This is a genomic window from Gottschalkiaceae bacterium SANA, assembly GCA_036323355.1.
Classification (GTDB): domain Bacteria; phylum Bacillota; class Clostridia; order Tissierellales; family GPF-1; genus GPF-1.
Genome location: AP028876.1, coordinates 1,082,267 through 1,106,093, shown reverse-complemented (window position 1 = coordinate 1,106,093; position 23,827 = coordinate 1,082,267). Strand labels below are relative to the sequence as shown.

Sequence of the window (23,827 nt, the reverse complement as noted above, 5' to 3'; positions counted from 1 at the left end):
TCGGTCAGCAGACAGAAGGTGGTTTAAACAAATGCCTGATTGTAAAATTATGAAATCCATTTATTGGCACGATCGGATAAATGCTTCGAATGCTTGAATGCCATCTTTTGTTTGTTTAAAAACCCCAGCGTCTTCTAGAACCTTCTCAAAAACAAGGCCAATCGCTTGATCAACTCGTCCTAGGGCGTCCTTACCCTTTTCATCTGCTCGATTACGCCCTAAAAATCGGTCAACCATCTCCTGATGATGACTGAGGGCTTTGGGCAATGCCCTCGAATCATCAGCCATCAGCCACGCTGCTAAAGCCATGCGATCCTTTTGCAAGCGCGCTGGAAGAATCGCGCGACCCATTACCTCAATCAACCCGATATTTTCCTTCTTAATAGCGTGCCACGCTTGGTGGGGATGAAAGATACCATCAGGGTATTGGGCACTCTGCCGGTTGTTTCTCAAGACAATTTCCATGCAATACACTTCATTTTCTTTTCTGACAATAGGTGTGATCGTTTGATGAAGCTGATCGGTTTCCGCTAAAATTCCTAGAACTGGATTGTCGTACCTACACCATGCTTTCTGAATCCCTACGGCCATGGCAATAATCGCTTCCCGATCATAGCCGCGTAAACGTATCGCACTCATGGGCCATTCCACCCGAAAAACGTCTACTTCTCCTGCTGAATACAAGTATATTTCCTCAGCCTTCATCATCGGGAAGAGATGCCGGCCACCCTGAAAGTGATCATGGGACAGAATCGAGCCTCCAACAATGGGCAGGTCTGCATTGGATCCTATAAAATATCCTGGAAATCGATCGACAAAATCAAAGAGTCGCACAAAACTTGTCTCTGTGATTTTCATCGGAAGATGAACATTATTCAAACAAATGCAGTGCTCCTGATAGTACAGATAAGGAGAGAATTGCAGACTCCACGCCTCTTCTGCCAGGATCACAGGGATCACACGGTGATTTCGTCTTGCAGGATGCAGCAAATCACCTCCATTACCAACATTCTCTACGCACAAAGCGCAGGTCGGATAGCCCTTTTTCTTTTCCTTAGCCTGTAGGGCGATTTCCTTTGGATCTTTTTCTGGCTTGGAAAGATTAATGGTAATTTCCAAATCTCCAGAATCCGTTTTTGCAATCCACTCCTCATTCTTTGAAATTTGATCCATTTGAATATAGCCTGACTTCTGACTTAAGGCATAAAAATAGGATAAGGCAGCATCAGATGATTCAGTTTGCTCTATGGCTTCAAAATGTTGCTTTACTTGGGAAGGACGCGGCATCAAAATGTCCATAGCGTCCATCATCCAGCGTTGACGATAGGAGTCAAGATTCTCCACCAGCCCCATTTGAACTTGGATCTCCACAAGGGATTGTAGAATCGATTGGGGTATTTCTGGAATTTCAAAAGATTCTTTCGATTCCCATGGTCCTTTTTCTTCGCATCCCGTATGATCAAAGAGACGATTTCTTACATAAGGCAAATCAATATCTTCTATTAATTTCCATTCGCGACCATAGGCAATCAACTTTTCAAGCTTGATTCTCATCATAAAATCAACTCCCTTGCCCCATCTCCAATGGCTACGCGATAAAAATCCGGTGTCAACCCGGTTTTTTTCTGATATAACTTTCCAACATTTTCCATAAAGGGCTCTACCCATTTTCGTTTGACCAGCGAAACCGTACAGCCGCCAAAACCAGCGCCTGTCATACGGGAGCCAATTACCCCCGGCTGCGCCCAGGCCGCTTCCACCAAGGCATCCAATTCAATGCCCGTCACTTCATAATCGTCGCGAAGGGAACAATGTGAAGCATTCATCAATTGGCCAAAGGCTAGCAGATTTCCAGCTTGTAGGGTTTCTACTGCCTGTAACGTTCGCTGATTCTCAGTTACCGCATGGCGGGCACGCTTCACTAAAATCGGATCTACAATCCAAGGAATTACTCTTTCGAACTCCGCCTCTGTCATCGCACCCCATGCAGCAAGATCACGATGAGCCTGAACCCGACGCAAGGCTTCCTCGCATTGACTGCGACGCTCATTGTACTTCGAGTCTGCCAAACCGCGTTTCTTGTTGCTATTGGCAATCACCAATTCATAGTCCTTTACTTGGAAAGGAACCCATTTAAACTGCAAGGTCGCACAATCCAAAAGAATGGCATGATCCTTTTTCCCCATGGCAACGGCAAATTGATCCATGATCCCACAATTCACGCCTATAAACTGATTCTCTGCCTTTTGTGCCAAAAGAGCCAGTTCTAGATTCGATGCTTGTCCGCCATAAAGACCCCTCATGGCAATGGCAGTAACAACTTCAAGAGAAGCGGATGACGAGAGCCCCGCACCATTTGGAATATTTCCCCAAAACAAAAACTCTGCACCGCCAACAGTTAATCCCGCTTCCTTTAACATTTGAATCATTCCCTTTGGATAATTCGTCCATCCGTCCTCAGGGACATGGGTTAAGTCATCAAGCTTCCTTTCAACCTCATCAGTCAGGTTCAGGCTAGCAAACTTCAAAACCCCATCGCTTCGCCTTCTCACTACGGCATAGGTACCAAAAGTCAAGGCAGCCGGAAAAACATTTCCGCCATTGTAATCGGTGTGCTCACCAATTAAATTGACACGGCCCGGTGAAAAAAACAAACGTAGGTCTCCGCCAGCGCCAAATTTATCCTCAAATACTTGAATTAACTCTTTTGGATTCATTCGATTTCTCCTTTATGACTATCCATCCATTCCTCAATCACCAAGGTAGCCGCTCCTAAAACTCCGGCTTCCCCCCCTAATCGAGTCGGTTCCACTCGTATCGTTCGATAGGTTCTGGAAACGGAATGACTTTCCAGTTCTGATAAAAAGGAGGTTTGAAAAACATCCCATGCCCCACTGACTCCGCCGGCAAGAATAATCAGCTCCGGATTCAAGAGCTGCACCACAAGCCCCATGGTTTGTCCCAAACGTACTCCCATTTCAGCAAAGACCGCCTTTGCATCCGGGTCGCCTTGACAAGCATAGTCATAAATAGCCTTTCCGTTTTCACAAGTTTTTCCTGTTCTTTTCCGATATTTCCTCGCCAGGGCACCGCTTGAAATTTCGGTTTCCAAACAGCCTGTCCTCCCACAATTGCAAAGTACTTTATCATGATCAGGCACGGTAATATGTCCAATCTCACCAGCCATCTGAGCCCCGCCTGACTGGATTCTACCCCCCATGGCAAAAGCACCGCCAACCCCGTCTCCAAGATTGATCAAGAAAAAATCAGAAACATTCTGCGCCAATCCAAACCATCGTTCCGCCATAGCCATGGCGCGCACATCATTATCAAGTACAACCATGCAACCCCATGCAGCCTCTAGCTTTTCTCCTAGCGGATAATCTTCCACTTTGAAAGCTGGTGCATATTGAATCATGCCCTGCTTTCGATCAACGAGTCCATGCATACCGATCCCAATTCCCAAAACAGTCTTTATATTGACCTGTAGGTTTTTAATCCCTTCCATTATATGCATAAGCAAATCATCTCCAGTTTGAATCTCTGCCTCCTCGATTCGCCAAGACTTCAACAGGATTCCAAATCCATTAACCAAGCTGAATTTCATACTTTTAATCCCTACATCCACCCCGATCATTTGAATCATCTCACGATTCAACTTTAATAAAACGGGGGGCCGCCCCCCCGAGGAATCACCGTCACCCGTTTCAAGAAGCCAGCCCTCATCTTTCAATTCTCGAGTTAAATTGGTAATGGTCGCTGGATTCAATTGCAAGGATCTAGCGATTTCCGCCCGTGACGCCAAGTTATGGTGCCAAAGATATTGCAATATGGATCGAAGATTCACTTGTTTAATTAATCGTTTGTTGGACCGTTGATAGCGCATGATCATCCTCTTTCTTTATTTAATAAATAAAGTATATAAAATGTCATTCAAACTTGCAAGTAGAAAGCAAAAAAACACCCAGTCAATCCTGAGCTAAAGCTACAAGATTGCCGGATGTTTTCCTCTATTCTGTAATCAATTGATCAATAGGTTTGCCCGGAGGCACAATCGGATACACATTATGGGTATTCTCAATTCTTAAATCCATCAAGAAAGGACCCGATTCCCATTTTCTTTCCCTTAAAACAGCTTCCAATTCCTCTAGCGTATCCACCGTTGCTCCAGGAATTTTGTAAACAGCTGCCAAAGCTTCAAAACTCATATCTTCGTCATTTGTCGTTTCAGCATACCGTTCATCCTGAAACAATTGCTGCCATTGTCGCACCATGCCCAGGGCTCGATTGTTCATCACTGCAATCAAGATCGGCATGTCATGCTTGGCTATGGTCAACAATTCCGAAGCGCTCATGCGAAAGCTTCCATCCCCTGTGATCAAAACCGTTGTCTGATCCGGATTTGCCATAGAAGCACCCATGGCCGCTCCCGGGCCAAAGCCCATGGTACCAAGTCCGCCCGAGGTAATAAAATTCACCGACTCCTTAAAGTCCCAAAACTGTGCTGCCCACATCTGATGTTGACCTACATCGGTCACCACCGTCGCCCGCGGGTCAACAGCCTTGTTGATAGCAGAAAGAATATTAGCCGGTGTAAATCCATGAGCCCGATCTGAAGATTTGTTTTCCAATTTCTGAATATGATTCAGCCAATCCGCTCTTTCACTACTTGGCACCACCGCTAGCAAGTCCCATAAAATTTTCTTCACATCCCCTCGGATTGACAAACTCTGTTGAACATTTTTGCCGAATTCCGTCGGATCCAAATCAATATGAATAATCGAAGCATTTTTCCCAAAAGATCCCCTCTTGCCGACAACACGATCACTAAACCGCGTGCCGATGGCAAGAATCAAATCACTTTGAGACGCCGCCAGGTTAACATGCTTAAAACCATGCATGCCGACCATGCCCAAAGACAAAGCATGAGCCCGATCAATGGTGCCCAAGCCCATCAGCGTATTAATCACGGGGATTTGAGTTTTCTCAGCAAAGGCCACAAGTTCTTTCGTCGCTTCAGAAAGTTTAACGCCTCCGCCGGCAAGAATCACCGGCCGTTTGGCCGACTCAATCATAGCAAGGGCTTCTTGAATCTCTGCTGAGTAATTCACCTTTACCGCTTCTTTAACTGCCGCTTGACCCAATGCTGCCCAGTCAGGTGTCGTCTCAGCCAAGAAAATATCCTTTGGAATATCAACTAATACGGGGCCTGGACGGCCACTAGAGGCAACCTCAAAGGCTTCCGTCAGGACTTCAGCCAAATCGTTTACATCCCTCACCAAATAATTATGCTTGGTGATGGAGAAGGTAATCCCCGTTATATCCAATTCCTGAAAGGAATCTTTTCCTAATAAAGCCGTCGGAACTTGTCCCGTTAGTACCACCAAGGGAACGGAATCCATATAAGCAGTTGCCAATCCCGTAATGGTATTGGAAGCGCCTGGACCGCTTGTTGCAATACAGACACCTGGTTTCCCAGTCGCTCGCGCATATCCGTCTGCGGCATGGACAGCATTTTGCTCATGAACCGTTCGTATATGGCGCGGAGCATCATCCGCACGATGCAGGGCATCATACAAAGGGATCACCGCTCCGCCCGGATATCCAAACATGAGCTCGACGCTTTCTCTTTTAAATACTTCTAATACGATTTCTGCGCCCTTCATCGTTTACCTCCTTAAAACATTACCGCTCCTTCAGAAGCGTCTTTCACCATCGCTGCATACCGTTTTAAATATCCGGTTACCGTTACTTTCTTTGGTTGCCAAGCGGCAGCACGCGCCGTCAATTCTTCATCGTCAACCATCAGGGTCAATTCACCAGCCGGAATATCGATTTTGATTCGATCATTTTCCTGAATCCATGCAATCGGTCCATTGTCAGCCGCTTCCGGTGACACATGACCAATGGCTGCACCTCGGGTTCCCCCAGAAAAACGTCCGTCCGTAATCAGAGAAACCTTGTCATCCAAGTTCATCCCTGCCAAAGCTGAAGTCGGTGTCAGCATCTCTCTCATGCCGGGACCACCCTTTGGTCCTTCATAGCGAATAACCACACAATCATTAGCAAGGATATGGCCTGCCAAGATCGCTTCTACCGCATCTTCTTCACAATCAAATACCCGCGCCCGCGCTTCCACTTGCATCATGGAATTTGCTACCGCCGATTGCTTGACAACCGCGCCCTTGGGTGCCAAGTTTCCTTTTAAAACCCGAATTCCTCCAGTTTGAGAATAGGGTTCCTCCATGGTATAGATTACGGAGTTATCTTTTACTCTAGCATGTTCAAGCACATGGCCCATGGGTTCGCCGTATACAGTCTGAACGCTTGGATTGATCTTGCCACCCTCCAATAATCGCTTCATCAAGGCTTGAATGCCACCTGCGTGATAAAGGTCTTCGATATGCTGCTCACCGGCTGGGCTCAAACGACAAAGATTGGGTGTCGACTGGCTGATTTCATTAATCAAATCCAGATTCATCTCCACCTCTGCCTCTTTGGCGATCGCCGTCAAATGAAGTACGGTATTGGTTGAACATCCCAAAGCCATATCTACAGCCAATGCATTTTTAAAGGCTTCCGACGTCATAATATCCCGCGGTTTAATTTGTTTCTCCACAAGGTTCATAACCCGCATGCCCGCTTCCTTGGCAAGACGCTTTCTAGCGGCATAAACAGCTGGTATGGTACCGTTTCCTGAAAGTCCCATGCCCAAAGCTTCTGTCATGCAGTTCATGGAATTGGCGGTAAACATACCGGAACAAGATCCACATGTCGGACAAGCTTCATTTTCCAAGTCGTTCAGTTCGCTTAGTTCCATCTGTCCCAGTGCTTCCATACCCACACCTTCAAAAACAGTAATCAAATCCACATTTTTATCATGAAAGCGCCCTTTTAGCATAGGTCCACCGCTGACAAGCATGGTCGGAATATTAACCCGCGCAGCCGCCATCAGCATGCCCGGCACAACCTTGTCACAATTGGGGATCAAAACCAGACCGTCAAGTCCATGGGCTTTTGCCATAACCTCAATGCTGTCGGCAATAATTTCCCGGCTGACCAGGGAATACTTCATTCCCTCATGATTCATGGCAATGCCATCACAAACGGCAATGGCTGGAAACTCCAAAGGGGTTCCCCCCATCATCAAAACACCCCGCTTGACCGCCTCTGTAATTTGACGAAGTTCCACATGCCCGGGGACAATTTCATTAAATGAATTACACACCCCAATCAAGGGGCGACTGATTTCCTCGTCAGTCAAGCCTGTTGCTTTTAACAAAGACCGATGCGGTGCCCGCGTCGCTCCCGCCTTTACTCGATCACTACGCATCTTTCCCTCCAATCCAACTCATCATGGAACGAAGTCTCTTTCCAACGGCTACAATTGGATGCGCGTTCTGCATACGGCGTGCCGCTGTAAAGGTTGGCTGATTGATTCTATTTTCCATAATCCAATTCTTTGCAAATGTCCCATCTTGGATTTCCGCCAAGACTTGTTTCATCTCCGCTCTGGTATCATCGGTGATGATTCGCGTGCCTGTTACGTAATCGCCATACTCGGCTGTGTTGCTGATCGAGTCTCTCATCTTCTCGAATCCGCCTTCATAGAAAAGATCAACAATCAACTTCATCTCATGAAGACACTCAAAGTATGCAACTTCTTCTTGATATCCAGCTTGAGTCAAGGTGTCAAAACCCGCCTTGATCAACTCAGTTACGCCACCACAAAGGACTGCCTGCTCACCAAAAAGATCCGTTTCAGTTTCTTCCATAAAAGTCGTTTCCAAAATGCCGGCCCTCATGGCGCCAATCCCTTTGGCATATGCCATGGCAACATCTTGTGCTTGGCCTGTCGCATCTTGATAAACCGCGAAGAGCGCCGGAACACCTTTTCCATCTTGATAGACACGTCGAACCAAGTGACCCGGTCCCTTAGGTGCTACCATAAATACATCGACATCTTTAGGCGGTCGAATTTGATTGTAGTGAATGTTGAATCCATGGGCAAAAGCAAGGGCTTTGCCTGCTGCAAGATAAGGTGCAACTTCCGTTTTATAGACACTTGCTTGGCGGGTATCCGGCAAGAGCATCATAATCACATCGGCTGCCTCTGTCGCTTGCGCAACCGTCATGACCTCAAGTCCCATTTCCTCAGCCTTGGGCCAAGATCGACTTCCTTCATATAATCCAACGACTACAGAGATACCACTCTCTTTCAAGTTCAATGCGTGGGCGTGTCCCTGGCTTCCAAATCCAAGTACCGCTACTTTCTTACCTGTCAATACCTCAAGGTTTGCATCTTGATCATAATACATTTTCGCCATTTTATACTTCCTCCTTTAATAATTGAATCGACGTGACATCGACTAGTTTCTCAAGTTGCTGCATCGCTCTTTCCGCAGTTTCCGGATGTGTTCCCTGTAATTGAATATGCATTTCGTGACTACCCTCACCGGAGGTAACTGCCTGCAGATTCATACCGGTAATTTCAAACTCTCTCCTTCTTAATGTACTGGTTACACGGATAAAACTATCCATTCCTTTGTCTAATCTTGCATAGATTGTTTGCATGTTATTCCCTCCTTAGGATTCAAAAAAAACGAGGCGTTCCGAAGAACGCCCCGTTAGATCATGTTTATTCATTTAAACATAAATACAGTGGGTGGTTTCTTTCGTAACAATTCAAATTATTCTTTTTAAACACGACGTCTAGGCCCGCGAGCACGATTAGCTCGAGGACCAGAATAATAATAATTATATGCAAATTGTTAGAAAAAACGCTATTCAAAGTATTCATGATTTTCTCTCCAATTTTCAACCAATTTCTGAAATGTAATGATATTAGTGCAATTATATAGGTCCATTCGGGGATTGTCAACGACTATTGTGTCTTTTATTTAATATTTGGATAGGAAAACGCTTTTTGTTGTGTTTTTTCACGGACAAGTGCTTTCCCGGGCTGGTCAACTCTCATTTTCGTCCAATCTTTATCTTCTTCAACAACAAAAAACACCTTGTCACTCAGATCCGAATCACGAAACTGAATGACAAGATGGTCTTTTTACTTTTTTTCCGTGATGACATGATCAATGGTTTTTCCCGGTGACACCATGGGATATACTTGATGGGTTTTCTCGATCCGAACTTCCATCAAGAAAGGTCCACCTTCCCATTTACGACCATCCATAACGGCCTGTAATTCTTCCATTGTACTCACTGTTGCACCCGGAATATCGTAAACAGCTGCCAGTTTTTCAAAGCTCATGGTTTCATCCGTATCCGTTTCAGCATATCGCTCATCGCCAAAAAGATATTGCCATTGTCTCACCATGCCTAAGGCTCGGTTGTTCATAACCACAATGAAAATTGGTAATTGATAGCGTGCAATCGTTAAAAGTTCCGGGGTTGACATCCGAAAGCTTCCGTCACCCGTAATCAAGATCGTTGGATGCCCCGGCTTTGCCATAGAAGCTCCAATGGCTGCTCCCGCACCAAAACCCATAGTACCAAGTCCCCCAGAAGTAATAAAATCTTCCGACTGTTTAAAATCCCAATACTGCGCAGTCCACATTTGATGCTGGCCCACATCTGTAACCAAAGTCGCCCGAGGATCAGTCGCCTGATTAATCTGTCTTAAGATGTTTTTCGGTGTGAATCCGACCTCTCGATTAGAAGCCTCTCCATTTTGCCAATCACGAATGCGTTGCAACCAGACTGGACGCTCAGCGGATGAAACAGCCTCTGTCATTTCAGTCAAAATCGCTTTGACATCCCCGGGTATGGCCAAGCTATGTTCGACTACTTTTCCAAATTCTGTGGGATCCAAATCGATATGAATAATCTTGGCGTTCTTTCCAAAACTACTACGCTTGCCAACTACACGATTGCTAAACCGTGTACCGATGGCCAAGATCAAATCACTTTGAGTCACCGCCAAATTACCATGCTTATGACCATGCATCCCGATCATGCCTATCGACAAAGGATTTGCGCGATCAATGGTAGCCAAACCCATCAGGCTATTGGCAATCGGAATCTGTGTCTTCTCGGCAAATGCAACCAATTCTGCTTCCGCACCTGACATTCTTACACCACCGCCGGCCAAGATAATTGGTCTTTCCGACTCCTTGATCATTTGAACCGCTTCCTTGATTTCATGGCCAAGAGACGTGTCAAAAATTTCTCCCTGAATCTGATCGATAGCCTTCCAATCGGGTCTTGTCTCCGCCAAGAAGATATCCTTAGGAATATCAACCAAAACAGGTCCTGGACGACCGCTGCATGCAATCTTAAAGGCTTCTGTCATCACTTGAGCCAACTCATCAACATGCCGCACCAAATAGCTGTGCTTAGTAATCGAGAAAGTAATCCCTGTTATATCCAATTCCTGAAAGGCATCTTGGCCCAATAAGGATGTGGGCACTTGACCAGTAATGACGACCATGGGGATTGAATCCATGTAGGCATTTGCCAATCCCGTAATGGTATTGGATGCACCAGGACCGCTTGTCACCAAGCAAACCCCCGGTTTCCCCGAAGCCCGTGCGTATCCGTCCGCTGCATGAACAGCATGCTGCTCATGAACCGTTCGAATATGACGCGGGGCGTCATCTGCACGATACAGGGCATCATACAAAGGGATTACGGTTGCACCCGGGTATCCAAACATGAGCTCAACGTTTTCTCTTTTCAAAACTTCTAATACGATTTCTGCGCCCTTCATCGTGACCCTCCTTTATTCTAACCTGATCTATTCCTACGCGTCTTTCCCACCGATCCAACTCATCATAGAACGAAGTCTTTTTCCAACCGCTACAATTGGATGTGCATTTTGAATGCGACGTGCCGCTACAAAGGTTGGTTGATTGATTCGATTTTCCATAATCCAATTTTTTGCGAAGGTACCGTCTTGGATTTCAGCCAAAACTGATTTCATCTCCGCTCTGGTATCATCGGTGATGATTCGCGTGCCTGTTACGTAATCACCATACTCAGCTGTGTTACTGATTGAGTCTCTCATCTTTTCAAATCCACCTTCATAGAAAAGGTCAACGATCAACTTCATTTCATGAAGACACTCAAAGTATGCAACTTCCTCTTGATATCCAGCTTCAGTCAAGGTATCAAATCCCGCCTTGATCAACTCGGTCACGCCGCCACAAAGGACTGCCTGCTCGCCGAAAAGATCCGTTTCCGTTTCTTCCATAAAAGTCGTTTCCAAGATACCAGCCCTCATGGCGCCAATGCCTTTGGCGTATGCCATAGCAATGTCTCTCGCTTGGCCTGTCGCATCCTGATAGATTGCGAAGAGTGCCGGTACGCCCATACCCTCTTGATAGACACGTCGAACCAAATGACCCGGTCCCTTAGGTGCTACCATAAATACATCGATATCCTTGGGCGGTCGAATTTGGTTGTAATGAATGTTGAATCCATGAGCAAAAGCAAGGGCTTTTCCTGCTTCCAGATAAGGGGCAACTTCTGTTTCATAGACACTTGCTTGACGTGTATCTGGCAAGAGCATCATGATTACATCAGATGCTTTTGTTGCCTCAGCAACCGTCATAACTTGTAATCCCATTTCCTCAGCCTTGGGCCAAGATCGACTTCCTTCATACAAACCTACGATTACAGAAGCACCACTCTCTTTCAAGTTCAGCGCATGAGCATGACCCTGGCTTCCAAAGCCTAAGATCGCCACCGTTTTTCCTGCAATTACCTCAAATTTCGCATCATCGTCATAATACATTTTCGCCATTTTTATACTTCCTCCTTAGTTAATTATATAGATGTTACATCAACAAGCTTTGCTAATTTCCGCATGGCTTGATTGGCTGTCATAGGGTTTATTTCTCTGCTTACTTGACTAGTTGAATCGAATTAACGTCAATCAACTTTGCTAATTGCCTCATGGCTCGATTGGCTGTCATCGGATTGCTTCCCTGCAAATGAATATGCATTTCATGGCTGCCCGCTTCAGAGGTGATTGCCTGCAAATTCATTCCAGTAATTTCATATTCTTTTCTTCTCAGTGTATTGGATACGCGGATAAAACTATCCATTCCCTTGTCCAATTTCGCATAAATGGTTTGCATGATTATCTCCTCCTTAGGCTTCCCTGATTAATTGAATCGAATTAACATCAATCAATTTTGCCAATTGCCTCATGGCTCGATTGGCTGTCATCGGATTGCTTCCCTGCAAATGAATATGCATTTCATGACTGCCCGCTTCAGAGGTGATTGCCTGCAAATTCATTCCAGTAATTTCATATTCTTTTCGTCTTAAGGTATTGGATACGCGGATAAAACTATCCATTCCCTTGTCCAATTTCGCATAAATTGTTTGCATTGTTTTTTCCTCCTTTGGCTTCATCACATGAATTCTGCCTTGAAGCTTGTTCCAGACAGACCATCTTCATTTCACCACTTATTAGCAGATTGAACCCTCCGCTAAATGTGTAACGAAGATCTATTCAGCATTAAAAAACGGGACGTTCCGAAGAACATCCCGTTTAAATACATATCCATGTTAACACAGATACAATGGGTTCATTCTTTCGAAAACAGGTTGAACTTTTTCTCTCAGGACGACGACTCGATCGACGAGGATCATATTCACGAGCACGCAGAAGAGGTCCACGACTACGACGAGTAGGCAGACCAAGAGAAGTGCTAATGCTGACACGTTTGAGCCAGTCATATTCAAGTTGTTTAAGAAAGTCGATTTCATTGTATTCATAATTTTTACTCCACTTGTATTCCTTTAGAATAATGAGATAAATGTTTTTTCATATAAAAAAACGGGCCGTTCCGAAGAACGCCCCGTTTGGTATATTTTACCAAATTTAACATAGATACAATGGGTTCGATCTTTCGCAACAATTTTGAATTTTATTTTCGACCACGACGACTAGGCCCACGAGTGCGACGAGCACAGGGACCAAGACGAGGACGAGCATATTCAAATTGTTTGAAAAGATTGTGTTCATTGCATTCATGATCTTCACTCCAATTTAGACTGCTTTCAGAAAGTTCAGTTTCGTAAATCAATTCGTAATATTAATCTGATTATAAGGGGCTAATCACCCCTTGTCAACACATTTTGTTTCATTTTTTTAATAATCTTTTACGGTTATCGTTATTTCTTCGTAATTTCACGGACAATTGCCTCTGTAAGTTGTTCAGTTGTTCGCATTTGGCAGCCCGGCTGCATCAAATCGCCGGTACGCTCGCCACCTTCTAAAACTGCAGAAACGGCTTTTTCAATTTGTTCAGCCAGGTCCTTTCGTTTCAAACTGTGGGTATAAAGCATGGCTATAGAAAGAATCGCCGCTACGGGATTTGCCTTTCCCTGTCCTGCAATATCTGGCGCGGATCCATGAATGGGTTCATACAAAGCCTTGCTTTCTCCGATGGAAGCAGAAGGCAAGAGACCGATAGAACCCACCAAAACACTCGCCTCATCAGACAAGATATCTCCAAAAATATTATTGGTCACCATCACATCAAATTGGCCGGGATCCCGGATCAATTGCATGGCGGCATTATCGACGTAAAGATGATCCAAAACAACATCAGGATAGTCACGAGCCACTTCTTCCATCACACGTCTCCACAGGCGGGAACTTGCCAAGACATTGGCTTTATCCACACTGGTCACTCTTTTGTCTCGGCTTTGGGCTGTTTGAAATGCCACATGGGCAATCCGAGTAATTTCTTCTCGGGTGTATTTTTCCTCATCGGAGGCAGCATCATCACCTTCTTGACGGGCACCGAAATAAATGCCTCCAGTTAATTCTCGCACAATCACCATATCAATACCATTTTTCATGCGGTCCGCTTTCAGCGGTGACATATCTTCCAATCCAGCAAACATTTGAACCGGTCGAAGATTGGCATAGGTCTGCAAGGCTGAACGTAAGGCCAAAAGGCCCCGCTCCGGGCGAAGGGCAACGGGTATTTCATTCCACTTGTCTCCCCCAACAGCGCCTAAAAATACGGCATCCGATGCCAGTGCAAGCACCTTCGCTGACTCAGGGAAGGGTTGGCCCGTTGCATCAATGGCCGCTCCACCGATTAATGCCTCATTGATTTCATAATCAATTCCTGCCTGGTTGGCAAGTGTCTCAAATACCGCTATGGCAGCTTTTGTGACCTCGGGACCAATTCCATCACCAGGACAAACGCATAGTTTAAACATTTTGCCCCTCCTTCTGCTTCTTCACGTAGTTTTCCAATCCACCCATGGCAATCAATTCCTGTAAAAACTGCGGATAAGGTGGCATCTGCCACCTTGCGTTCTTCGTTTCATTTTTGATGATGCCGGCAGCAAGATCCACGGTAATGGTATCACCATTCTCAATCCCCTCTACCGCCTCTGGACAAGCCACAATGGGTAGGCCTACATTGATGGCATTCCTAAAGAAAATTCGCGCAAAACTCTTGGCAATGACACAACTGACTCCTGCGCCAAGAATAGCCAAAGGCGCATGCTCACGTGAAGACCCACAGCCAAAATTCTCACCCGCAACGATCAAATCCCCTTGACTCACTTGGTTCACAAAATCCGGATCCAAATCCATCATGCAATATCCGCCCAAGACCTTGGCGTCGCTGGTATCTAAAAAACGAGCGGGAATAATCACATCGGTATCGATATGATCCCCGTAACAAAATGCTTGATTCATTATTTGCCCTCCTTCGCCCACGTGCCTGGTGCCGCGATGATTCCTTGAATGGCGGATTCCGCTGCAACTGCCGGACTAGCCAAATACACCTCAGACTCCACATGACCCATGCGGCCCACAAAGTTTCGATTGGTTGTAGCAACAGCACGCTCGCCCTTTGCCAATATCCCCATATGTCCACCCAAACAGGGTCCACAGGTTGGAGGACTAATCACAGCGCCTGCATCCAGAAAGATATCAAAGTATCCGGCATGCATGGCTTGTCGATAGATCTTCTGGGTTGCCGGGAAGATCAAGACCCGCACACCCTTCTTAATCTTGCGTCCTTTAAACACCTCGGCCGCCATGCGAAGATCTTCCAAACGTCCGTTGGTACAAGATCCGATGACTACTTGATCAATGACGATCTCTGCCACCTCTTCGATTCGTTTGGTATTTTCCGGCAAATGTGGAAAGGCTACCGTCGGTGACAAGCTAGCCAAATCGATTTTCACCTCACGCACATATTCAGCATCCCGATCCGCTTCAAAAATCTTCGGTTCCTTGGCTCCAGATTCCTTCAAATAGGCTAGAGTCTTCTCATCTACAGGGAAAATTCCGTTTTTTGCCCCTGCTTCAATGGCCATATTGGCAATGGTGAAACGATCATCCATGGAAAGATTGGCGATGCCGTCTCCCACAAACTCCAAAGACTGATAAGTTGCCCCATCAACACCCAGCAAGCCGATCAAATGCAAAATCACATCCTTGCCCGATACCCATTTGGGCATCGTGCCCGTCAATTCCACTCGAATAGCTTCTGGAACACGAAACCAAGTCTTACCCATGGCCATACCCGCCGCCATATCGGTGCTACCAACACCGGTGGCAAAAGCGCCTAAAGCGCCATAGGTACAGGTATGGGAATCGGCTCCAATAATCACCTGTCCCGCACTGACCAATCCCTTTTCAGGAAGCAAGGCATGCTCGATGCCCACTTGACCAACCTCGAAATAGTTTGTGATTTCTTGTGCATGAGCGAAATTTCTTACCTTTTGACATTGCATGGCTGCGCGAATATCGCGATTTGGCGTAAAGTGATCCGGAACGATCACGACCTTGTCTTGATCAAAGACCTTACCCGCTTCCATTCGCTCAAAGGCGTCTTGAGCAACAGGTGTGGTAATATCATTGCCTAAGACAATATCCAGGTTAGCCAAAATAAACTCCCCGGCCTCCACCTTGGTCTTTCCGCAGGCTTGAGCAAAAATCTTTTGTGTCATGGTCATTTTCATGCTTGTCGCTCCTTTCGCTGTTCCCATCGATTCACACCATGCAAGAATGCCTTGATGCTAGACTCGATAATATCCGTACTAACCCCACGACCGGACACCGGCTCTCCGTCAATTTCAAGCTTTAAACGAACCTCGCCCTGGGCATCTCCGCCACCTGTTACGGCATCAATATTATACTCAATCAATTGAATTTCGGCTGGAATCACCTTTCGAATTGCCTGGTAGGCTGCATCAATTGGGCCGTCTCCAAATGCTACTTTTTCAATAACTTCATCCTTGTGCTCAATTACAACCGCTGCTGTCGATGTCATATCATTCCCAGTGTTAATCACAAATCGGTTCAAACGATAATGTTCAGCAGCTTCATCCACCTTGCTTGCCAATAATGCTTCCAAATCATCATCATAAATGGTTTTCTTGCGATCACAAAGGGCCTTGAATTGCTCGAATATTTTTTCAAACTCATCTTTTTGAATTTCATAACCCAGTTCCTTAATACGATCCTTTAAGGCATGTTTGCCAGAATGTTTGCCCAAAACCAAACGGGTTTGTTTAATCCCCACGCTTTCCGGTGTCATAATTTCATAGGTCGTACGATTACTCAACATGCCGTGTTGATGAATGCCCGATTCATGAGCAAAAGCATTAGCACCCACAATCGCCTTGTGCGGCTGCACTTTTACACCGGTAATCGATGATAACAATTCGCTGGATCTTGCAATCTCCGATGTAACGATCCCACACTCCACCTGCATCTTTTCCCGTCGGGTATGCATGGCCATTACAATTTCTTCCAAAGCGGCGTTTCCAGCCCGTTCACCAATTCCATTTACGGTACATTCTACCTGATCGGCGCCCGCTCGAATGGCTGCCCAGCTATTGGCTACGCCCATGCCCAAATCGTTATGACAATGAACCGAGATTCTAGCCTGCTCAATATTTGGCACGGTATTTTTCAAATGACTGATCAATTCAAAGTATTCTTCTGGCGTCGTGTAACCCACGGTGTCGGGGATATTCACGGTGGTTGCCCCGGCTTGAATGACCGCCTGAACAATTTTCGTCAAATAGTTCCAATCCGATCGTGTTGCATCCTCCGCAGAAAACTCGACATCAGACAAATAATTCTTTGCGTGTTTGACTGCAGCGACTGCCGATTCAATGGCTTGTTCACGAGTCATACGTAATTTATGTTGCAAATGAATATCCGATGTTGCAATAAAAGTGTGAATCCTTGGTGCTACGCCGCCTTTGATCGCTTGATATGCCCGATCGATATCAGTCGGCAGTGAACGTGCCAAAGAAGCAACCGAGGTATTCTTCAAAGTATTCGATATCGCCTGAATGGCTTTAAAATCCCCTTCAGAAGCAATCGCAAATCCCGCCTCGAGAACGTCAACCCCCATTTTTTCCAATTGGCGAGCCATTCTTAATTTTTCAGCTATTGTCATGCTGCATCCAGGAGATTGTTCTCCGTCTCGTAAGGTTGTATCAAAAACTATAATTTTTCTCATGCCATCACTTCCTTTCGAATTTTCTATTTTTAGGTATAAAAAAAGCCCGTCCCCAAAAGGGACGGACAAGTTTCCGCGGTACCACCCTAGTTGCTCTTTCGAGCCACTCGTGTTTTTTTAACGGGAATACCCGGGATCCTCTACTTCATTCAAGAATCCAGCTCCGGAGGGAGTACTAAGGTCAAGAACTGTCGATTTACACCAACCATCGACTCGCTGTGAATTCTTTTACCCTTAGGCTCTCCATCATAGCCCAGCATAAATTATTATGCTTAATATACGCGCTGCAAGGAATATCCCTGCGCTTCTAACTCTTTCATTACACTAGCAATATGAGCTTGACCGTTGGTTTCAACCGTCAATTCCAATGCGACACGCATCAATCGATCCAGGGTTTTAAACTGATTGTGCTCAATCTTCACGATATTTGCATTTGCTTCCGCAAGGATTTTCGAAATATTTAAAAGTTCACCCGGCTTGTCCGGCAATTCCAAGGTAAAACAGAAAAGCCTGCCTCGACTGATTAAAGAACGATTGATCATTTCTGATACATTCACCACATCGATATTACCACCGCTGACCACACATACGATCTTTTTTCCCCAAACCTTCAATTTCTTCAAGGCTGCCAAGGGAAGTATGCCTGCCGTTTCTGCGATCATCTTATGCTTTTCAATCAAAATTGTAAAGATCTCCAGCAATTCTCGATCATCAATGGTGATCATTTCATCTACATATTCCTGCACAATTTTAAAGGCTTTTTTGCCCGGTGTTCTCACCGCCACACCCTCTGCAACCGTTGATACCACTTCCAATTGTACAATTGATTTCTTACGAATTGAATGCCCCAGGGTCTGCGCCCCTTCCGGTTCGACACCAATAATGCGTACATTGGGATTATTTTCTTTGATTGCGAGGCATATGCCAGAAATCAATCCACCGCCACCTACAGGAACCAGCACAATATCCACATCTTCCACATCCTCGAGGATCTCGAGACCGATGGTACCTTGTCCATAAACAACATCCCAATCATCAAAGGGATGAATAAACACGGCTCCAGTTTCTTTTTGAATCCGTCTCGCCTCCGCGTATGCATCGTCGTAGACCTCTCCATGTACAATTACTTCCGCACCGTAGCTACGGGTTGCTTCGATTTTGATCAATGGAGTGACATTAGGCATAACAATGGTTGCCTGCACACCCAACTGCTGTGCTGCATAGGCAACACCCTGGGCATGATTACCAGCCGAAGAACAAATAACACCACAGGCTCGTTCCTCATCTGTCAATTTCGAGATCCGATTATAGGCTCCGCGAATCTTAAAGGCACCCGTTTTTTGATAATTTTCCGGCTTAATATACACCTCGTTGCCGCTCATCTCACTAAAGTATTCACTGTAGATGACTGGTGTCGAATGAATGATGCCGCGCAAATTTTCTCTTGCTTCTTCTATTCGTTTCACTGAATCCAAACGCCTACCTCCTCATTACAGTAAAGTTTAAATGAAATTATAACCAAGGAAGCAGTCCTTGTCAAACGGCAAATAAGAAGGAAACCGATTTTCGGTTTCCTTCTTTATAATTAAATTCCTTCGATTCGATTTTTCAGCCAGCCAATCCCTTCGATCTCACAATCCACACAATCCCCTGACTGCAAGGCTTTCGGCGGTGTGAATCCCATACCTACACCGGCAGGAGTTCCTGTTAAAATGATATCTCCAGGATATAAAGTGAAGTTTTTCGACAAGTCTGACAAAATCTCTTCAATTGAAAAAATCAAGTAATCTGTACTTGCTTCTTGTCGTAGTTCTCCATTAACAAATGATCGGATTTTTCGGTTTGGTGGGAACTCCATTGTATCCGCTAAAAGTAAAAATGCGCCCATGGGGAAGGTGTTGTCGATGGACTTACCCTTCAACCATTGCTCATGCCGGCGCTGGGCTGCGCGGTCCGTCAAATCATTAACCACCGTATAGGCAAAAATATGAGCCTCCGCCTCTTCGGGAGTAATATTGGTCCCCTCTTTTCCAATGAACAAGGCCATTTCCACCTCATAATCCAACTCACATCCATTGGATAAATCTACCTTCAATATTTCATCATGTCCCATAATTCGATTGACCATCTTTCCAAAATAAATCGGTGCAGTCGGCACACCGCCCTGCTTGCCTAAAAAAGATTTCACTTCATTGGCATGGTCACGATAGTTTTTCCCCAAGCAGATAATTCTTCCCGGTGGCTGATCGACAGGAGCCAAAAGTTCCACATTCTCCATCAAGTCATCCCCAGCCTCATCCAGTGCTGCTTTAAGCATCGTCCGATCAAGCTTCATCGGGCCGAAAAAGGCATCTATTATCGCTTTCATTCCGTCGCCTTCAATCCCAAATCTCGATAGCCGCAAGATGCCTGTTTCCGCCTTGTTCACAAGACCAAACTGTATTCCATCATTGGTTCGATACCGGCATAGCTTCATCATTTCCTCCTCCTGGAAGATGGATGCGAATCCGACTTCCTTGCTTCCCTCTATTTTTTATCACTTCAATCCGATTGTCAATTCGTTCCTTCAATTCAGGAACATGGGAAATAATACCCACCAGTCGATTCTGCTGCTTCAGATCCACCAATACTTCCACCGCTTGATCCAAAGAAGCAGAATCTAGACTGCCAAATCCCTCGTCGATAAATAACGTTTCCAATTCAATGCCGCCGGAAAAGGCGCGCACCACATCAGAAAGGGCCAAAGCCATAGCCAAACTTGCCTTAAAACTCTCTCCTCCAGACAAGGATCCCACGGGTCGCCGATCCCCAGTATAAAAATCAAAGACATCAAGATCCAGACCAAAACGCTTGCGCTTGTCCCTTCGTTCCTCCTGCATATGCAATTCAAAACGACCATCGGTTAAAATTTCAAGCCGTTGATTGGCTACCAATAAAACCTCCTGCAGATAGCGCCTAAGAACATATTGTTCAAAATCCATGCCCTTTGCATTTTTCCCCGAAGCAACATTGGACATCCACGCCAAAGATCCGAATTTCGTCTCGATTTCTTCTAATTCAACCGATGCTGTTTCAAGCCGAACTAAAATCTTTTTTTCATTTTTCCAACGGGCAATTTCTTCCGCTAAAGCCTGCGCCTCTTCTTCGACAATTCGGGTCCACTCTTCTACAATTATTTCTTGATCAGCAACCCTAATCGGTTTTGAATACTTGTCTTCAACCTCTTTTTTTAGGGTATCAACCTTTCGCTTGGCCTCCGCTAGGTCCAATTGATATTGTTGTAGTTTTCGATTCATTCCTTGAAGCTCTTCATAAGAGCGGACAGCATCCGCATACGAGGCTTCTGTAACAAATCCGCTTTGTTTCAGCGCTTTATCCCAAGTCTGCTGAAGCTGTATCGTCTCCTCAGCCAATTCCCTTTGTTGAATCTCCATCACTTCCAATTGACCTGTAATCCTCGCCCAGTTCTTGTCCATGGCACGGACCGCATTCATCTGCTTTTGAAAGGAACGTTCTTCCGATTCCAAATCTGCCGCCGACTGCGTTCCAAGGCCATCAAGCCCCTTCAACTGCGACTGAATTCCTTCTTCCTCCCCTTGCAGTTTTGCAAGCTTCTCTGCTGGAAGTTGATAAGAGTCCATCACCGTACGCAAGGCCAAATCGCTCTGCTGAACTCGTTTCCGGGCCATCACTTCCTCCGATGGATCCAGATTCTGCGGCTGTGCCAACCTGGGATGATGAAGACTTCCACAAACCGGACACGCTTGCTCTGCCTGTAAATCCTTGGCGAAATCGTAGGCTTTCTCCTGTCTGATTTTCTCGAGAATCAGGGTCAAACTTTCCTCTGCCTCTACTTTTTGTTTCTCACGAACAACAATATCAGCTTTAATTGCCTTCACTTTTTCTTGAAGAACACAATTTTCTTTTTGAATTTTCAATGCTCGCGCTAGTAATTTTTCCTGATCTTTTTTCCCGCGAATCTTTGTCTGCAGGCTCTCGATGGATGCCTGAACCACTTCCTGGCTAGAGAGTTCCTTCCGTTTGTCTAACAGTTCTTTCCATTCTCTTTGAACCACTTGCAGCCTATTTTCCACTTCACTTTTTCTGGTCTTGGATTGTAGCAAATCATCTCTGCTTTTTTGTATTCCAAGTGCTCTTTCCCCGCGATCGCGAACGACCGTCATCCCCTCGACCTCTTGTCCTTTTCCCAACAAAGCTGCCAATCGATTTTCCCAAGATTCCAAATCATTTCTCACTTGCTCCGCCTGGATTGCCAACTCTCTTAGTTCTCGACTTTCCTTTAACTTATCCCGATCACTGGCAAGCTTTGTTTCTATTTCCTTCAACTCACTTCGATGACGCTCCACCTGTTTTCTTACGACTTCTAAGGGATTCACGTTTTCTTTTGATGCAATGATCCCAGTAGAGTCTAGTGTCTCAGAAGAGGCGTTTCCTTGATTAAAGGATTCAATCTGTCCAAAAAGTTCCTCCAAACGAATCTTTCTGGTCTCAATTTCTTTTCGCATCTTCGCCGTATCTTCCCGTAGACGCAACTGAATCCATTCCATATCGCCAGTGCGAAATAATTGCCTGAAAATATCCCGTCGCTGACTGGAGTCGGCAATCAAGATCTGACGGAATTTTCCCTGAGGAAGAATCAATACTTGAGTAAATTGTTCGTAAGAAAACCCCAGTTTCTCTTCAATGGCTTGATTTACACCCTGAGTCCGGGTTGCCTTCGGCACCCAGTGATCCGACTCCCAAGCTTCAAACACAGCTCTAGGACTCTCTTTGATCCACCCGTCTCCCCGTCTCTTTTTCCGCAGATACTCGGGGCTACGATTCACCCGATATCGCTGGCCTCGCAATTCAAAGATCAATTGCACTTCGGTCTCGTCCGACTCTTCAATCAGTTGACTTCTTAATGTATCTGGCGTTCGCCCGTCCATCCCACTGGCTCGCCCGTAAAAAGCATAGGTGATGGCATCGAGGACACTGGTTTTTCCCGCGCCAGTTTGGCCATGAATCAATAGAATCGGCGCTGCCTGAAAGAGCTGAAAGTCAATCTTAGTTCGCTTTGCAAAGGGACCAAATCCAATCAAGTCTAATTCAATAAGCTTCATGCTTTATCCTCCCCTTCCCTGCCATCCAACATTCCATGCAAATAGGCAGTCTGTGATGAAAGCAAGTCATCACCCGTCATCTCTGTAAAAAAGGAAGTAAATAATTCTAAAGGTGTTTCCACTTCTCGAATCAAAATATCTTCTTTCCTTTCCGCCTCTCCAGTCTGCCCCCGTTCTACCCGAAGGGTATTAGGAAACCATTCCCGCAATTTCCCCATTAAATCCAATATAACTTCCTTGTTTTCAATGCGTACACAGAGGTAATCCTCGGATGAAGGAAGAGCCAAGACCTCGTCTAGTCGGCCTTCCACCACCCGTAAGGTCCGCTCAGGTTTGATCTCTATTTTTTCTCGTTCAAAGGAGCCAGCCTCCCCAAAATACAAAAGTTCAACCGATGGTACCCGCCCTGCTTCCGAAAAGGAATAGGGATACAAGGCGCCCGCATACCGAATATGATCTTTCCCAATCCGCTGTGCACGATGCAAATGACCCAGGGCCACATAATCAAAATCCTCAAATACCCGATAGGGAATTGCCTGACTGCCGCCTACACTTAAAGGGCGTTCGGAATCACTAACAGATCCGCCCAATAAAAACTCATGTGCCAGCAATAGATGAAAGGCTTTTGGGTCCCACGTCTCTTGAATCCGCTCTACCGCCGATCGCAAGAGCACTTCTCTTGACCGTTCTTGAGGAGTTTCTAATATTTCTCGTAGATAAGCCGTATCCAAGTACGGCAAAAAGTACACCTGTATACGTTCTTTGTCATGAATGACTTCCAAGGGAGTAAAGAAACGAGAAAAATCACCCAATATACTCACGCCTTGTTTTCCCAAAAATCGATTTGCAAAGGATAGACGAATAGCGCTGTCATGATTACCTGCAATAACGAAGACCTGAATGCCCAGTTCTTCGACCCACTCTTCCAAGACCGATTCCCATAATACAAGTGCTTCCACAGGGGGAATGGCTCGATCAAAAAGATCACCACTAATCATAACGAAATCAACGGATTCCTCCTCAATCAATCGCGTTATCCTTTGAATCTGTTCTCTTTGTTCCTGCAAAAAAGATTGACCGTGCACAACCTTTCCCAAATGCCAATCCGCTGTATGTATGCCCTTCATGCTCATCCCTCCATACATTTTATTATAGCCTATTGCAAATGAAATAGGGATGGATTATAATAAAATCAATTAGTCATATGTTTACCGACTAAACATT

Annotated in this window: 19 protein-coding genes and 1 other annotated feature; all 19 genes read right to left on the bottom strand. The window is 45.5% G+C overall.

The window, feature by feature from the left end; translation table 11 throughout:
- Window positions 1-60 precede the first annotated feature (60 nt).
- Window positions 61-1,557: a UDP-glucose--hexose-1-phosphate uridylyltransferase gene (locus AC25CA_RS05245; protein WP_486815998.1), complete on the bottom strand. Its 1,497-nt coding sequence runs from the start codon at window positions 1,555-1,557 to the stop codon at window positions 61-63.
- Window positions 1,554-2,717, bottom strand: coding sequence for a galactokinase (locus AC25CA_RS05240; protein WP_486815997.1), 1,164 nt, complete (start codon window positions 2,715-2,717; stop codon window positions 1,554-1,556). The genes AC25CA_RS05245 and AC25CA_RS05240 overlap by 4 nt, the downstream gene beginning before the upstream one ends.
- Window positions 2,714-3,886 carry an ROK family transcriptional regulator gene (locus AC25CA_RS05235; RefSeq protein ID WP_486815996.1) on the bottom strand — a complete coding sequence of 391 codons (1,173 nt, stop codon included), beginning with the start codon at window positions 3,884-3,886 and terminating at the stop codon, window positions 2,714-2,716. The genes AC25CA_RS05240 and AC25CA_RS05235 overlap by 4 nt, the downstream gene beginning before the upstream one ends.
- 124 nt (window positions 3,887-4,010) lie before the next feature.
- A complete protein-coding gene (gene ilvB, locus AC25CA_RS05230) occupies window positions 4,011-5,666 on the bottom strand; it encodes a biosynthetic-type acetolactate synthase large subunit (RefSeq protein WP_486815995.1) in 1,656 nt (551 codons plus the stop codon).
- A gap of 11 nt (window positions 5,667-5,677) precedes the next feature.
- Entirely contained in the window at window positions 5,678-7,333 is a 1,656-nt protein-coding gene (ilvD, locus tag AC25CA_RS05225; RefSeq protein ID WP_486815994.1) for a dihydroxy-acid dehydratase, read from the bottom strand.
- Complete coding sequence (gene ilvC, locus AC25CA_RS05220; RefSeq protein ID WP_486815993.1) at window positions 7,326-8,327, bottom strand: ketol-acid reductoisomerase; 1,002 nt, start codon at window positions 8,325-8,327, stop codon at window positions 7,326-7,328. The genes ilvD and ilvC (AC25CA_RS05220) overlap by 8 nt, the downstream gene beginning before the upstream one ends.
- A 1-nt stretch (window position 8,328) precedes the next feature.
- Window positions 8,329-8,574, bottom strand: coding sequence for an ACT domain-containing protein (locus AC25CA_RS05215; RefSeq protein ID WP_486815992.1), 246 nt, complete (start codon window positions 8,572-8,574; stop codon window positions 8,329-8,331).
- A gap of 490 nt (window positions 8,575-9,064) precedes the next feature.
- Complete coding sequence (ilvB, locus tag AC25CA_RS05210; RefSeq protein ID WP_486815991.1) at window positions 9,065-10,726, bottom strand: biosynthetic-type acetolactate synthase large subunit; 1,662 nt, start codon at window positions 10,724-10,726, stop codon at window positions 9,065-9,067.
- A gap of 33 nt (window positions 10,727-10,759) precedes the next feature.
- Window positions 10,760-11,761 (bottom strand): ketol-acid reductoisomerase, encoded by a 1,002-nt coding sequence (ilvC, locus tag AC25CA_RS05205; protein WP_486815990.1) that lies wholly within the window; start codon window positions 11,759-11,761, stop codon window positions 10,760-10,762.
- Between the two features lie 100 nt (window positions 11,762-11,861).
- Entirely contained in the window at window positions 11,862-12,098 is a 237-nt protein-coding gene (locus AC25CA_RS05200; protein ID WP_486815989.1) for an ACT domain-containing protein, read from the bottom strand.
- Between the two features lie 13 nt (window positions 12,099-12,111).
- Window positions 12,112-12,354, bottom strand: coding sequence for an ACT domain-containing protein (locus tag AC25CA_RS05195; protein ID WP_486815988.1), 243 nt, complete (start codon window positions 12,352-12,354; stop codon window positions 12,112-12,114).
- 789 nt (window positions 12,355-13,143) lie between these two features.
- Complete coding sequence (gene leuB / locus AC25CA_RS05190; protein ID WP_486815987.1) at window positions 13,144-14,205, bottom strand: 3-isopropylmalate dehydrogenase; 1,062 nt, start codon at window positions 14,203-14,205, stop codon at window positions 13,144-13,146.
- A complete protein-coding gene (locus AC25CA_RS05185; protein WP_486815986.1) occupies window positions 14,198-14,692 on the bottom strand; it encodes a 3-isopropylmalate dehydratase small subunit in 495 nt (164 codons plus the stop codon). The genes leuB and AC25CA_RS05185 overlap by 8 nt, the downstream gene beginning before the upstream one ends.
- On the bottom strand, window positions 14,692-15,993 hold the full coding sequence (gene leuC, locus AC25CA_RS05180) for a 3-isopropylmalate dehydratase large subunit (protein WP_486815985.1): 1,302 nt from the start codon (window positions 15,991-15,993) through the stop codon (window positions 14,692-14,694). Before leuC ends, AC25CA_RS05185 begins: the two co-directional genes overlap by 1 nt.
- Window positions 15,963-17,480, bottom strand: a complete 1,518-nt coding sequence (locus AC25CA_RS05175) for a 2-isopropylmalate synthase (RefSeq protein ID WP_486815984.1) — start codon at window positions 17,478-17,480, stop codon at window positions 15,963-15,965. Before AC25CA_RS05175 ends, leuC begins: the two co-directional genes overlap by 31 nt.
- A 54-nt stretch (window positions 17,481-17,534) precedes the next feature.
- Window positions 17,535-17,739, bottom strand: a binding site (T-box leader).
- A gap of 13 nt (window positions 17,740-17,752) precedes the next feature.
- Window positions 17,753-18,946, bottom strand: a complete 1,194-nt coding sequence (gene ilvA / locus AC25CA_RS05170; protein WP_486816596.1) for a threonine ammonia-lyase — start codon at window positions 18,944-18,946, stop codon at window positions 17,753-17,755.
- A gap of 119 nt (window positions 18,947-19,065) precedes the next feature.
- The gene (locus AC25CA_RS05165; RefSeq protein ID WP_486815983.1) at window positions 19,066-19,959 is read right to left on the bottom strand and encodes a fumarylacetoacetate hydrolase family protein; all 894 of its coding nucleotides are present in this window, start codon (window positions 19,957-19,959) and stop codon (window positions 19,066-19,068) included.
- Window positions 19,928-22,603, bottom strand: coding sequence for an AAA family ATPase (locus tag AC25CA_RS05160; RefSeq protein WP_486815982.1), 2,676 nt, complete (start codon window positions 22,601-22,603; stop codon window positions 19,928-19,930). Before AC25CA_RS05160 ends, AC25CA_RS05165 begins: the two co-directional genes overlap by 32 nt.
- Complete coding sequence (locus tag AC25CA_RS05155) at window positions 22,600-23,730, bottom strand: exonuclease SbcCD subunit D (RefSeq protein WP_486815981.1); 1,131 nt, start codon at window positions 23,728-23,730, stop codon at window positions 22,600-22,602. Before AC25CA_RS05155 ends, AC25CA_RS05160 begins: the two co-directional genes overlap by 4 nt.
- Window positions 23,731-23,827: the final 97 nt, after the last annotated feature.